This is a genomic window from Pseudonocardia yunnanensis, from assembly GCF_039534065.1.
In the GTDB taxonomy this organism is placed as follows: domain Bacteria; phylum Actinomycetota; class Actinomycetes; order Mycobacteriales; family Pseudonocardiaceae; genus Pseudonocardia; species Pseudonocardia yunnanensis.
Genome location: NZ_BAAAUS010000017.1, coordinates 119,878 through 132,260, shown reverse-complemented (window position 1 = coordinate 132,260; position 12,383 = coordinate 119,878). Strand labels below are relative to the sequence as shown.

At 70.4% G+C, this 12,383-nt stretch carries 17 protein-coding genes and 3 tRNA genes; 15 read left to right on the top strand and 5 right to left on the bottom strand.

Annotated features, from left to right (window positions below; all coding sequences use genetic code 11):
• Position 1 precedes the first annotated feature (1 nt).
• The 9 genes from rpmB to ABD743_RS17340 all read left to right on the top strand — a co-directional run bounded on the left by rpmB (position 2) and on the right by ABD743_RS17340 (position 2,508).
• Positions 2-238: a 50S ribosomal protein L28 gene (gene rpmB, locus ABD743_RS17380; protein WP_344723109.1), complete on the top strand. Its 237-nt coding sequence runs from the start codon at positions 2-4 to the stop codon at positions 236-238.
• Positions 238-543, top strand: coding sequence for a 30S ribosomal protein S14 (gene rpsN, locus ABD743_RS17375; protein ID WP_344723108.1), 306 nt, complete (start codon positions 238-240; stop codon positions 541-543). The genes rpmB and rpsN overlap by 1 nt, the downstream gene beginning before the upstream one ends.
• An 82-nt stretch (positions 544-625) precedes the next feature.
• Positions 626-698: transfer RNA gene (locus tag ABD743_RS17370), tRNA-Thr, on the top strand.
• A gap of 28 nt (positions 699-726) precedes the next feature.
• Positions 727-799, top strand: a tRNA-Met gene (locus tag ABD743_RS17365).
• 34 nt (positions 800-833) lie between these two features.
• Positions 834-1,001: a 50S ribosomal protein L33 gene (gene rpmG / locus ABD743_RS17360; RefSeq protein WP_241037302.1), complete on the top strand. Its 168-nt coding sequence runs from the start codon at positions 834-836 to the stop codon at positions 999-1,001.
• Positions 1,002-1,003: 2 nt separating this feature from the next.
• Positions 1,004-1,450: an FAS1-like dehydratase domain-containing protein gene (locus ABD743_RS17355; RefSeq protein WP_344723107.1), complete on the top strand. Its 447-nt coding sequence runs from the start codon at positions 1,004-1,006 to the stop codon at positions 1,448-1,450.
• Positions 1,447-1,884, top strand: coding sequence for a MaoC/PaaZ C-terminal domain-containing protein (locus tag ABD743_RS17350; RefSeq protein ID WP_379658887.1), 438 nt, complete (start codon positions 1,447-1,449; stop codon positions 1,882-1,884). The genes ABD743_RS17355 and ABD743_RS17350 overlap by 4 nt, the downstream gene beginning before the upstream one ends.
• Before the next feature lie 80 nt (positions 1,885-1,964).
• On the top strand, positions 1,965-2,246 hold the full coding sequence (locus ABD743_RS17345) for a DUF6400 family protein (protein WP_344723106.1): 282 nt from the start codon (positions 1,965-1,967) through the stop codon (positions 2,244-2,246).
• Positions 2,239-2,508, top strand: coding sequence for a hypothetical protein (locus ABD743_RS17340; protein WP_344723105.1), 270 nt, complete (start codon positions 2,239-2,241; stop codon positions 2,506-2,508). The genes ABD743_RS17345 and ABD743_RS17340 overlap by 8 nt, the downstream gene beginning before the upstream one ends.
• Positions 2,509-2,533: 25 nt before the next feature.
• Here ABD743_RS17340 and ABD743_RS17335 read toward each other — a convergent pair whose 3' ends face one another.
• The gene (locus ABD743_RS17335; protein ID WP_344723104.1) at positions 2,534-3,754 is read right to left on the bottom strand and encodes a pyridoxal phosphate-dependent aminotransferase; all 1,221 of its coding nucleotides are present in this window, start codon (positions 3,752-3,754) and stop codon (positions 2,534-2,536) included.
• A 160-nt stretch (positions 3,755-3,914) separates the two neighbouring features.
• Here ABD743_RS17335 and ABD743_RS17330 point away from each other — a divergent pair.
• The 5 genes from ABD743_RS17330 (at position 3,915) to rplA (ending at position 6,736) form a co-directional block, all read left to right on the top strand.
• A tRNA-Trp gene (locus ABD743_RS17330) sits at positions 3,915-3,990 on the top strand.
• Between the two features lie 93 nt (positions 3,991-4,083).
• Positions 4,084-4,419, top strand: a complete 336-nt coding sequence (secE, locus tag ABD743_RS17325) for a preprotein translocase subunit SecE (RefSeq protein WP_344723103.1) — start codon at positions 4,084-4,086, stop codon at positions 4,417-4,419.
• Between the two features lie 120 nt (positions 4,420-4,539).
• On the top strand, positions 4,540-5,430 hold the full coding sequence (nusG, locus tag ABD743_RS17320) for a transcription termination/antitermination protein NusG (protein WP_379658886.1): 891 nt from the start codon (positions 4,540-4,542) through the stop codon (positions 5,428-5,430).
• A 54-nt stretch (positions 5,431-5,484) separates the two neighbouring features.
• Positions 5,485-5,919: a 50S ribosomal protein L11 gene (rplK, locus tag ABD743_RS17315; protein WP_344723102.1), complete on the top strand. Its 435-nt coding sequence runs from the start codon at positions 5,485-5,487 to the stop codon at positions 5,917-5,919.
• A 94-nt stretch (positions 5,920-6,013) separates the two neighbouring features.
• Entirely contained in the window at positions 6,014-6,736 is a 723-nt protein-coding gene (rplA, locus tag ABD743_RS17310; protein ID WP_344723101.1) for a 50S ribosomal protein L1, read from the top strand.
• A gap of 1,448 nt (positions 6,737-8,184) precedes the next feature.
• On the opposite strand, the gene ABD743_RS17305 is transcribed toward rplA, so the two are convergent.
• A complete protein-coding gene (locus tag ABD743_RS17305) occupies positions 8,185-9,297 on the bottom strand; it encodes a CaiB/BaiF CoA transferase family protein (protein WP_344723100.1) in 1,113 nt (370 codons plus the stop codon).
• A gap of 75 nt (positions 9,298-9,372) precedes the next feature.
• Positions 9,373-10,854 (bottom strand): MocR-like transcription factor YczR, encoded by a 1,482-nt coding sequence (yczR, locus tag ABD743_RS17300; RefSeq protein ID WP_344723099.1) that lies wholly within the window; start codon positions 10,852-10,854, stop codon positions 9,373-9,375.
• A gap of 61 nt (positions 10,855-10,915) precedes the next feature.
• Here yczR and ABD743_RS17295 point away from each other — a divergent pair, with 61 nt between their 5' ends.
• Positions 10,916-11,113, top strand: coding sequence for a hypothetical protein (locus tag ABD743_RS17295; protein WP_344723098.1), 198 nt, complete (start codon positions 10,916-10,918; stop codon positions 11,111-11,113).
• 22 nt (positions 11,114-11,135) lie between these two features.
• Here the strand turns inward: ABD743_RS17295 and ABD743_RS17290 are convergent, their stop codons facing one another.
• Positions 11,136-11,546: a sterol carrier protein gene (locus tag ABD743_RS17290; protein WP_344723097.1), complete on the bottom strand. Its 411-nt coding sequence runs from the start codon at positions 11,544-11,546 to the stop codon at positions 11,136-11,138.
• A gap of 111 nt (positions 11,547-11,657) precedes the next feature.
• The gene (locus ABD743_RS17285) at positions 11,658-12,272 is read right to left on the bottom strand and encodes a chorismate mutase (RefSeq protein WP_344723096.1); all 615 of its coding nucleotides are present in this window, start codon (positions 12,270-12,272) and stop codon (positions 11,658-11,660) included.
• Positions 12,273-12,383: the final 111 nt, after the last annotated feature.

Below are 12,383 nucleotides of genomic sequence, written 5' to 3'. Positions count from 1 at the left end.
CGTGTCGCGACGATGCCAGCTGACCGGTCGCGAGCCCGGGTTCGGCAACGCGATCTCGCACTCCCACCGGCGCACCCCGCGCCGGTGGGATCCGAACATCCAGAGCAAGCGCTACTGGTTCGCCGCCGAGAACCGCTTCGTTCGGCTGAAGCTCTCGACCGACGCCATCAGGACGGTCGATCGGATCGGGGTCGAGGCAGCGGTGGTCAGGATCAGGGCGCGGGGGGAGAAGGTCTGATGGCGACCAAGGCCAAGATCGCTCGCAACGAGCGTCGCAAGGTGATCGTCGCCCGGCACGCTGCGCGCCGCGCCGAGCTCAAGGCGATCATCGTCAGGCCGGGCATCCCGGACGCCGAGCGTGCGGCGGCCCAGCGGGAGCTCGACCGGCAGCCGCGCGACGCGAGCGCCACGCGGGTGCGCAACCGTGACTCCGTGGACGGGCGGCCGCGGGGCTTCCTGCGCAAGTTCGGGGTGTCCCGGGTACGGCTGCGCGGGCTCGCGCACGACGGCAGCCTGCCGGGGGTTCGCAAGTCCAGCTGGTGATGGGAACCCCTTTCCGGGGTCGCGGAGGCGGTGTGTAGCATTGTCCGCGGCCGTTCGGGAGTGACCAACCGCGCGGTGTGCCGCCCCTTTAGCTCAGTCGGCAGAGCGTCTCCATGGTAAGGAGAAGGTCTACGGTTCGATTCCGTAAAGGGGCTCGGCGAGCTGGTGTGACCAGCTTCGCGAAGCGGTGTAGCTCAGTCGGTAGAGCAAGCGGCTCATAATCGCTGTGTCGCCGGTTCAAGTCCGGCCACCGCTACAGACCGACAAGAGGAACGCAGGAGGCACCCGCGATGGCCAAGGCCACCGACGTACGGCCGAAGATCACGCTGGCGTGCGAGCAGTGCAAGCACCGTAACTACATCACCAAGAAGAACCGGCGGAACGACCCCGACCGGCTCAGCATCAAGAAGTTCTGCCCGAACTGCGGCGTCCACCGCGAGCACCGCGAGACGCGCTGAGCGTGCCGGACGAGTCTTTCGTCGGGCGGGCGCTGGCCCCAGGGCCTCCGTACCGCGTCGGCCGGGAGAAGATCAGGGAGTTCGCCCTCGCCATCGGCGAGGGCGCTTCTGTGTGCCACGACCTCCAGGCCGCGCAGGCAGCGGGATATCCCGATCTGGTCGCCCCGCCGACGTTCCCCGTCACCTTCACGATGCCCGCGATCGAGGCGTTCCTGCGTGACCCCGCCTTCGGCTGGGACTACTCGCGCATGGTGCACGGCGACCAGTCGATCGCGCTGCACCGTCCGATCCACGGCGGCGACGACCTCGTCACCACCATCCACGTCGAGGACCTCACCACGCGCGGCGGTAGCCACATGCTGAAGTTGCGATGCGAGGTCGCCGATCTCGACGGCGCCGCGGTGGCCACCACCCACGCGCTTCTCGTCACGCAGGTGGCCGCATCGTGAGCGACTTGAGCGATGTCTCCGTCGGCGACGAGCTACCGCCGCTGTCGGTGCGGGTCACCCGCGCCGACCTCGTGCGCTACGCCGGAGCGTCCGGCGACTTCAACCCGATCCACTGGAGCGACCGCGTAGCCGGCAGCGTCGGGCTGCCCGGCGTGATCGCCCACGGGATGCTGACCATGGCGCTGGCCGCCCGGGTGGTCACCGAGTGGGTGGGCGATCCGGGCGCAGTCTTCAGCTACGGGGTGCGCTTCACCCGGCCCGTGGTCGTGCCCGACGACGACGAGGGCGCTCTCGTCGAGCTGTCCGGCTCCGTCTCCGAGGTCACCACGGGCGACGACGGCTGCCGTGTCGCCCGCGTCGCCGTCACGGCCCGCTTCGAGGGCCGCACCGTGCTGAGCCGGGCCGTCGCCGAGGTACGTCTTCCACAGAAGTGATCCGCCCCACAGTCGTGAGGTAACTCCCGAATCCTGGGGAACCGGCTCGCCGCGGCGTACCTGTGGAATCGATGAATCCGATGAACGACGGCGGGACCGAGCGCGTCCATCCCCTCCCGCCCGCAGACGCCGGCCGCGCCACCCACTCGTTCGACCTCGGCGCGCACGAGCAGCGCAGGCTCGCCGCGGTGCTCGCGGCCTCACCGGACCTCGACGTCCTGGCCGTGCTGGACTCGGAGGCGCAGGCCCACCGCATGCTCTACAGCGGCCTGGACGCGGAGCAGCAGGCGACCTACCGGCTGCTGGTCGAGGCCGGGGTGCTCGCCGCCGGACTCGACGACAGCGGGGCGCTCGATGCGTGACGCCCAGGCAGACATCGGCCGCCGCGTCTGGACGACGTGCCCGCGCTGCGCAGACCAGGACGGGTGTCCGACCTGCGCGGCAGGCGGCTCCTGCGAGGTGCACTGGCGCTTCCTGCTCGCCGCGGAGGGCAGGCGCCTGTTCGTGCAGTGCCCCGGCTGCCGGCACCGGTGGTGGCACGACACCGGCTTCGGCGCCGGCGACCGCCCGCTCGACCTCGATGCATTGCCGGACTTCCCGGCGCCGGGCCGCGCGGTCGTCTGAGCGCCCGCGCGGCCCGCGCGTCGAACTACTTCGCCTCGGAGAGCAGCGCGCCCATCCGCTCCACGCCGGTGCGCAGGTCGTCGTCGCCGAGGGCGTAGGACAGCCGGAAGAAGCCCGGGGTGCCGAAGGCCTCGCCCGGAACGACCGCCACCTCGGCGTGCTCCAGCACAGCCGCCGCGAGATCGACGCTCGTCTGCGGACGTGCGCCGCGCAGCTCCTTGCCGAGGATCTCCTGCACCGACGCGTAGGCGTAGAAGGCGCCACGCGGCGTCGGGCACTCCACGCCCGGGATCGCCCGCAGCAGCTCCACGATCGTGCGGCGGCGCCGGTCGAAGGCCGACCGCATCTCCGCCACGGCGTCGAGCGGACCCGAGACGGCCTCCAGCGCGGCCCGCTGTGCCACGTTGCAGACATTGGACGACAGGTGCGACTGCAGGTTCGTGGCGGCCTTCACGACGTCGGCGGGCCCGGCGAGCCAGCCGACCCGCCAGCCCGTCATCGCGTAGGTCTTGGCGACGCCGTTGAGCACCACGCAGGTGTCGGCCAGCTCGGGCACGACCACCGGCATGGAGAGCGCCTCGGCGCCGTCGTAGACGAGGTGCTCGTAGATCTCGTCGGTGACCACCCAGATGCCGTGCTCGACGGCCCAGCGGCCGACGGCCTCGGTGAGCTCACGGGACGCGACGGCACCCGTCGGGTTCGAGGGGGAGCACCACAGCAGCACCTTCGTGCGCGCCGTACGCGCGGCCTCGAGCTGATCGACGGAGGGCAGGAAGTCGGCCTCCGGTCCGCAGACCACGGTGACCGGCACTCCGCTCGCGAGCGTGATGGCCTCGGGGTAGGTGGTCCAGTAGGGCGCGGGGAGGAGCACCTCGTCGCCCGGGTCGAGCAGTGTGGCGAAGGCCTCGTACACGGCCTGCTTGCCGCCGTTCGTGACGAGCACCTGGGCGGGGGCGATCTCGTAGCCCGAGTCGCGCAGCGTCTTGGCGGCGATCGCCTCGCGCAGCTCCGGCAGACCGGACGCAGGGGTGTAGCGGTGGTTGCGCGGGTCGGCGCATGCGGCCTGTGCCGCGGCGACGACAGCCGGCGGAGTGGGGAAGTCGGGTTCGCCCGCGCCGAAGCCGATGACGGGGCGCCCGGCCGCCTTGAGGGCCTTGGCCTTCGCGTCGACCGCCAGCGTGGCGGACTCGGCGATGCCTCCGATCCGCGCGGAGATCCGGGCAGGGGCGGTGGTCGTAGTGGCCATGGTTCGATAATTCCGCACGGTCAGAACGATCGCCACGGTGGCCCGGGGTGTGCGGTTTCAGCCGTGCCGGATGGGTGCCGTACACTCGTTCTGCTGGGTGCGTCGTCACGCGATGCACCCCTCCGCATACGGGCCGCAGGTCCAATTGCGGAGCTGGTCTAGGGGTGTAGCTCAACTGGCAGAGCAGCGGTCTCCAAAACCGCAGGTTGCAGGTTCAAGTCCTGTCGCCCCTGCCACTGTAGGAATGCTGGATCGGGTACGGGACGGGACAGCGACGGGAACTGAGGGTGGTCCGGCAAGCCGGGCCGCGCGAGCTGGAGGATGCGGGCGTGGCTGAGGAGCGCGAGGCGAGCGGCAGCGGGCAGGAGCGCCCGAGCACCGCCGCCGACCGTCGTGGTCGGCGTTCCGGCCCGGCGCCCACGGGCGACAAGGGCCGCGCCACCGCAGTCCGCGACGGCCGCCCCGCCAAGATCTCGTTGCCCAAGCGGCTGGTCCGGTTCCTTCGCGAGGTGGTCGCCGAGCTGCGGAAGGTCATTTGGCCCACCCGCAAGCAGCTGGTCACCTACACGATCGTCGTACTCGTTTTCGTGTCGTTCATGGTCGCACTGGTGTGGCTGCTGGACTTGTTGTTCGCACAGGGCGTCATGCTCCTGTTCGGCACGTGACACGACCGGCACAGGCACAACAGGGACAAGGAAGCGAGACGCCGTGACCGAGCTGGCGAGGTCACCAATCACCGCGGCAGCGCCGGTCCGCTCGGCGTCGAGCGCTAGCGAGGAGCAGAAGTGACCTCCCATGACGGTGGCCGCTGGCCCACCGACGTCGAGTCGGAGGCCGACCAGGTCGAGACCGCAACCGATGTCGACGCCGCCGACGACGACGTGACCGACGCCGAGAAGCCCACCGCGGCCGATGACGCCACCACCTCGCTCGACGCCGATGCCGACGACTCCGACGATGACTCCGACACGGTCGACGCCGAGGCGGCCGACGGTGACGATGCCGACGATGCCGACGATGCCGCCGAGGGCGACGCGGACACCAACGGCGAGGCGGCCGAGGCCGACCCCATCGAGGAGATGCGCGCCGCGCTGCGGCGTGCGCCCGGTGACTGGTACGTCGTGCACTCCTACGCCGGCTACGAGAACAAGGTGAAGACCAACCTCGAGACGCGGGTGCAGACCCTCGACGTCGAGGACTACATCTTCCAGGTCGAGGTGCCCACCGAAGAGGTCACCGAGATCAAGAACGGGCAGCGCAAGCAGGTACAGCGCAAGGTCCTGCCCGGCTACATCCTCGTGCGCATGGAGCTCAACGACCAGTCGTGGGGCGCCGTGCGGAACACCCCGGGTGTCACCGGGTTCGTCGGGGCCACCTCGCGGCCGTCCCCGCTCACGCACGACGAGGTCATCAAGTTCCTGCTGCCGAAGGTCGAGCCGAAGCAGGCTGCTTCCGCGGGCGGCAAGAGCGACGTCGCCGCCGGTGCCGGCAAGTCGGCCGTTGAGGTCGACTTCGAGGTCGGCGAGTCCGTCACGGTCATGGACGGCCCGTTCGCCACGCTGCCCGCCACGATCAACGAGGTCAACGTCGACGCCCAGAAGCTCAAGGTCCTCGTGTCCATCTTCGGTCGCGAGACCCCCGTCGAGCTGGCCTTCAGCCAGGTCTCGAAGATCTGACCACGCCGCGGTCGGCAGGTCCGCGGCGCGCACAACGACAACAGGGAAAACGAGATGCCCCCCAAGAAGCGGAAGCTCTCCGCGATCATCAAGCTCCAGATCAAGGCAGGCGCCGCCACGCCGGCGCCGCCGGTCGGTCCGGCACTGGGCCAGCACGGCGTCAACATCATGGAGTTCTGCAAGGCGTACAACGCGGCCACGGAGTCGCAGCGGGGCGACATCGTCCCCGTTGAGATCTCGGTGTTCGAGGATCGCTCGTTCACCTTCGAGCTGAAGACCCCGCCCGCCGCTCGGCTGCTGCTCAAGGCCGCCGGTGTGGAGAAGGGCAGCGGCGAGCCGCACGTCAAGAAGGTCGCCTCGGTCACCATGGACCAGGTGCGCCAGATCGCGCAGACGAAGATGCAGGACCTCAACGCCAAGGATATCGACCAGGCGGCGAAGATCATCGCCGGCACCGCGCGGTCGATGGGCATCACGGTCCAGAGCTGAAGCGTTCCACAAGCGTAAGCGTGGGAGAGCCGAGCGCGGCTCGTACCACGACCTGACCCGCGGCCGGTCCCGGCCGCAGAACGAGGACAGAGCAATGGCACAGCGCAGCAAGATCTACCGCCAGGCCGCCGAGAAGATCGACGCCGAGCGGCTCTACAGCCCGCTCGAGGCCGCCGGCCTGGCGAAGGAGACGGCCAGCACGAAGATGGACGCCACGGTCGAGGTCGCGATGCGTCTCGGCGTCGACCCCCGCAAGGCCGACCAGATGGTCCGCGGCACCGTGAACCTGCCTCACGGCACCGGCAAGACGGCGCGCGTCATCGTGTTCGCCACCGGCGACAAGGCCGCCGAGGCCGAGGCCGCGGGCGCCGACGCGGTGGGCGCCGAGGACCTGATCGAGCGGATCCAGGGCGGCTGGCTGGACTTCGACTCGGCGATCGCCACGCCCGACCAGATGGCCAAGGTCGGCCGCATCGCCCGCATCCTGGGCCCGCGTGGCCTGATGCCGAACCCGAAGACCGGCACCGTCACCCCGGACGTCACGAAGGCCATCCAGGACATCAAGGGTGGCAAGATCAACTTCCGGGTCGACAAGCAGGCCAACCTGCACCTCGTGATCGGCAAGGCCTCGTTCGACGCCGAGAAGCTGGTGGAGAACTACGGCGCCGCGCTCGACGAGATCCTGCGGGCCAAGCCCTCGGCTGCCAAGGGCCGGTACATCAAGAAGGTCACGGTCTCGACGACCACTGGCCCCGGCATCCCGGTGGACCCCAACCGCACGCGCAACCTGCTGGTGGACGAGACCCCCACCGCCTGACCGCACCTGCCCGACGCACCCCGTCGCCCACTGGGCGGCGGGGTGTCGTCGTCTGGGCGTCGCACTTGATGATCGGCAGTTGGGGCCGGATAGCCGTGCTATCTGCGGCTGGCGGTCCTGATCACCCGAGGGGTCGTTCATGATCGCCGGTCGGGCCCGGCAGCTGTGCTATCTGCTGTTGGGGGTCCCCAAGCGATGATCATGGGGTGGCGGGGTGCCCAGCAACGGTTGCTCGGCGGTGCGGGCCCGCCTCGGGGTCCATGATCAACGCTTCGGGCCCTACGACCGTGCTATCCGCAGCTGGGCGTCCCCAGGTAATGATCACTGTGCGGTGGGCCGTGCTGGGCAGATTATGAGCGGCGGCTCGGACTGGGCGGCCATGCCGGCGGGAACTGTGTGTGCTCCGAGCGATGGGTACTCGACGCGTGCGGTGGCGGCCGGTCCATGATCAGCAGTTCGGGCCGCGTGACCGTGCTATCCGCGGCTCGTCGTTCCCGAGTAGCGATCATCCGGTGGTAGCCGACGGCGGGCCGGTCCATGATCAGCGGTTCGGGCCCGACAACCGTGCCATCCGCTGTTGGGGGTCCCCAACCGATGATCACTGGCGGCGGGACATCGGCCGCTGATCATGATCAACGGTTGGGGCCCTACGACCGTGCTATCCGCAGCTGGCCGTCCCCAAGTAATGATCACTGCGCATTGGGCCGGGTGGGCAGACGATGAGCGGCAGCTCGGACCGGGCGGCCATGTCAGAGGCAACTGTGCGCTCCGAGCGATGGGTAGTAGCGGCGTGTTGTGGCGGCCGGTCCATGATCAGCAGTTCGGGCCGCGTGACCGTGTTATGTGCGGCTGGTGGTCCCCAAGTAGCGATCATCCGGGGCGGCCGTCGGCGGGCCGGTCCGTGATCAGCGGTTCGGGCCCGACGACCGTGCTATCCGCAGTTGGGCGTCCCCAAATGATGATCACTGCGCGGTGGGCTGGGGCCGGGCAGATTATGACCGGCGGCTCGGACCGGGCGGCCATGCCGGCGGCAACTGCTCGCTCCGAGCAATGGGTACTCGCGGCGTGCGGTGGCGGCCGGTCCATGATCAGCGGTTCGGGCCGCGCGACCGCGTTATTTGCGGCTGGTAGGCCCTAAGTGACGATCATCCGGTGGCGGGCCCGGCGGCGCGCGCATGATCAGCGTTTCGGACCCGACATCCGTGCCATCCGCGGCCCGGCGTCCCCAAGTGATGATCACTGGGCGGGCGGCGCGACCGTGCTATCCGCGGTCGGCGGTCCCCAAGTGATGATCATCCGGCGGCGCATGCCGACGGGTCCTTCATGATCAGCGGTTCGGGCCCCACCGACCGTGCCATCTGCAGCGGTCGACCGTGATCAGCAGTCGGGCCCGACATCCGTCATCCCAGCCAGCTGGCCCCAGGCGCCGGCGGCCCTCCCGTCGGCACCTACGACCAATCGGCCAGGACCTGGTCGACGTCCTCCGGCTCCCGAGCCGGGCCCGGCAGCTGTGTGGCGGTGCGGGAGAACCGGGGGGCCGGTGCGGCCTGGGGTACGCCTTCGTTCTCGACGACCGTGTGACGGGCGGCGACGTGCGGGTGCGTGGCCACCTCGCCGAAGGCGAGCACCGGGGTGACGCACGCGTCCGTGTCGGCGAACAGCGCGGCCCACTCGTCGCGGGTGCGCGTCGCGAAGGTCTCGGTGAACCGGGCCCGAAGCTCCGGCCAGCTGTCCCGGTCGTACTGCTGGGGGAGCCCTGCGCCGGCGAGCCCGAGCCCGGCCACGAGCGCCGCGTAGAACTGCGGTTCGAGGGCGCCCACCGCGACATGCCCACCGTCGGAGCAGGTGTAGGTGTCGTAGAAGGGGGCGTGGCCGTCGAGCAGGTTGGCGCCGCGCTCGTCGACCCATGCCTTCTGTGCGAGGAAGCCCCAGACCATCTGGACGAGTAGCGACGCGCCGTCGACCATCGCGGCGTCGACCACCTGTCCCTGCCCGGATCGCTCCGCGTCCCACAGCGCCGCGAGGACGCCGACGACCAGCAGCATCGACCCGCCGCCGAAGTCGCCCACGAGGTTCAGCGGCGGCACTGGCCGCTCCCCGGGCCGGCCGATGGCGTGCAGCGCTCCGGTCAGCGAGATGTAGTTGATGTCGTGGCCCGCTCGTGCTGAGAACGGGCCGTCCTGGCCCCAGCCGGTCATCCGCCCGTAGACCAGCCGCGGGTTGCGGGCGTGGCACTGCTCCGGGCCGACGCCCAGCCGCTCGGTGACGCCCGGCCGGTAGCCCTCCAGCAGCACGTCCGCGTGCTCGACGAGGCGCAGTACCGTCTCCCGGCCCGCCTGGTCCTTCAGGTCGGCCACCACGCGGCGGCGACCGCGCTGCGTCGGGTCGGGCACATCGGGGGAACCGAGCTTCAGGCCGCCGGACGGCCGGTCGATGCGCACCACGTCGGCCCCGAGGTCGGCGAGGATCATCGCGGCGTGCGGCCCCGGCCCGATCCCGGCCAGCTCCACGACCTTGAGCCCAGCCAGCGGCCCGGTACGTGCCTCGGCCCCGTGCGCCATCCGGCCCTCCATTCGTTCGCTGTGGCCACGTTCGCGCTCACCTTACGGTCGATGTTGACCGTTTCGTAGCTGTGATCACGCCACCGCGACGGGGTCGTCGTCCGCCGCGGGCCCGACGTGATCGAGCCCGCGCCAGGCCGCGACGAGCAGTTCCAAAGCGGTGTCCATCCGGTCCCGCCGCAGCGTGTAGGGCATCCGCAGTTGACGTTCGAACGCGCCGTCCAGGCCGAACCGTGGTCCCGCGGCGAGCAGTACGTCGTAGCGCCTGGCGGCCACCGTCAGCCGGCTGGAGACGGGCTCGTCGAGATCGACCCAGAGGCTCAACCCGCCACCGGGCCGCGACGGACGCCACCGGGGGAAGGCCTCGGTGAGGCGCCCGAGCAAGTGGTCACGCGCGGCGGTGAGCTCGGCCCGCCGGGACGCGCTGATCACGTCGACGTCGGCCATCAGGCGCGCGGCGACCAACTGCTCGAGCACCGGACTGCCCAGGTCGACGGATGCCCGCAGAGCGGCGAGCCGGCGCACCATCGCGGCCGAGCTCCGGATCCAGCCGACCCGAAGGCCGCCCCAGAAGACCTTGCTCGCCGACCCGATCGTGAGCACGAGGGGTGAGTCGGCGGCGCCGTAGGCCGCGACGGGGCGCATCGACGGTCCGTCCAGGCTCAGTTCGGCCAGTGTCTCGTCGACGATGAGCGGGGTACTGGTGCGGCGGGCGAGGTCGACGAGCCGCTCGCGGCCGGCGTCGTCGAGCAGGGCGCCGGTGGGGTTCTGGAAGTCGGGGATGAGGTAGGCCAGGCGGGGAGCGACATCGCGGATCACGCCCGTGAGCAGGTCGAGGTCCCAGCTGCCGGTGCCGTCCGCGTGCGGGCCCATGGGTACCGGCACGGCACGGGCACCGCGCGCGGCGACGGCGTCGAGGGCGTTGGGGTACGTCGGGTGTTCCACGAGCACGCGGTCACCCGGACCGGCCAGCGCGGTGAGCGCGAGCAAGATCGCGTTCTGAGCACCGCTCGTGACCAGTACTTGTTCGGGGCTCGTCGGCACACCGCGCGCAGTGAAGCGGTCGGCCACGGCGGCGCGCAGCGCGTGCAGCCCGAGCAGCTCGTAGCCGTGCCCGCCCAGGTGGGCGTCGAAATCGTGGACGGCCGCAGCGGCGGCGGCGCGCAGGTGCGGCGACGGCGCGGGCAGGGCGGCGTGTGCGAGGTCGAACAGTGACCGGTCGCCATGGGGGGAGAACGGCGACGCGCGCACGGCACCGGGGGTATCGGCCGGGAGCTGTGTCCAGCTGCCGGCGCCCCGCCTGCTGCGTAGCACGCCGGCGTCGCGCAGCACGTCGTAGCAGGTGGCAACGGTGGTGCGGCTCACCGCGAGGGCCGTGGCCAGCTCGCGCTCGGCCGGGACGCGCGTCTGGAGCGGGAGCCGACCGTCGAGGACGAGGAGCCGGATCCGGTCGGCGAGGGCGCCGGCGAGGCGCCTGCCGTCGGGCGGGCGCCAGTCGCCCAGCAGCCGCGCGAAGCTGCGCGCTCCGATCCGGCGTTCGACGTCGTCCCGGTCCACGCAAGCCACCTCCGTCGAATTGGCCATTTATAGGCAGGCCAATCTTAGACAGGCTTCAGCCATGGACATGCCGGTCTGGATACTGCCCGTCGTCCTCGTCGCGATCGCGGTCGCCGCCCCGCGCTACGGCGTGGACAGCAGGTTGCCCGCCCCGGGCGAGCTCGCTGCTCCCCGGTCACGCCACCTGGTGCGCGACGACGTCGTGGCTCTGCTCCGTGCTGCGCGTCAGGCCGTCCGCGCGCACCGGCCACGCGCGTAGACCTGCGTCCGTCGAGGGGCGATCACGCGTCGAGCAGATCGGCGCGACCGGCTTCCTGGAGATGGGCGCGGTAGGGGCCGAACATGCCCTTCGCCAACGGGAGCACCTTGAGCAGCTTCGCGACCGGCCCCTTGGCCCGCACTTCGCCCTTCGCCAGGGCCACGGGGAGGATCACCTTGCCGAGCCAGAACCGGTTGCCCGTGTCGGCCGTCATGAAGAGCTCGACGTTCGGCTCCGGCCCCGTGCCCGCTCCCTCGTGGATCTCGGAATTCGGCATGTCCACCGTGATCACCGCCCGCGGGTCGGAGTACGTGACCCGAAGGACCACCCCCGACGGACGCAGCTTCTCCACCAACTCCTGGTCCGCCATTCCCCGGCGGAAGATCCCGCCGAGGAACTCGTAGACCTCGGCCTCGTCGCGGAACGCCGTCACGTCGCAGCCCCTCTCGATCGTCGTTCGATCGGCGCAGTCTCGCGGACGGCGTGGCGGAGCACGACCCGGCTTTCGGGCCACGTTCGGCCCGGACGGGCCAGAGCCGAGGGCTCAGGTGCAGACGGAGACGAGAGCCCGGTCGAACGCCTGGACGTGGAGCGCGTCGAAGTGGTTCGCGCGGCTGACGCTGCGTTCCGTGGACTCCAGGTGGGCTTTGCAGCCGGAGTTGCTGCGGGCGGCCTTCGTCGCTGCCAGATCGCGGATGAGGTCGTTGGTGATCGTGTCGAGCTGGGTGCGCAGCTTGGTCAGGTCCGCTTTGGTCTTGGGGATCTCGTTCGGGAGCGCGGTCCACCGGGAGTAGAGGCCGTACTGAACGACCTTGTTGGCCTGGATCTGGTCGCTGAATATCTTTCGGGTGGCGTTCGGATCCAGCCCCTGCTTGGTCGCCATCGCTGCGGCGGAATCGAGTTCGGTCTTCTCCCGCGCCGGGTCGTCCACCGGGGACGGCGTGCCGTACTTCGCGGTGGAGACCGAGTCGGCCGTCTTCAGCCGCTGCGCGAGCAGGTTGACCAGCGGCTCCAGCGAGTTGCTACGTCCGGTGGTGTGCTGGGCGGACGAGACGGCCGGCGCCGACGTGGCGGCGTTCGCCGTGCCGGCGGCCACGAGGGCCAGCGAAAAAGGCGCAACAGCAGCTAACACGATGAAATTCCGTACATGCTTTCTCACCTGTCAATCATCGGCGAGTGGACGATGTGCGGCAAGTCTGTAGAACGCGGCGCGAAACGCGGTGAACAGGTTTCCGCAATTTGGTGTTGTTCGCGTCGGATGTGACGAATC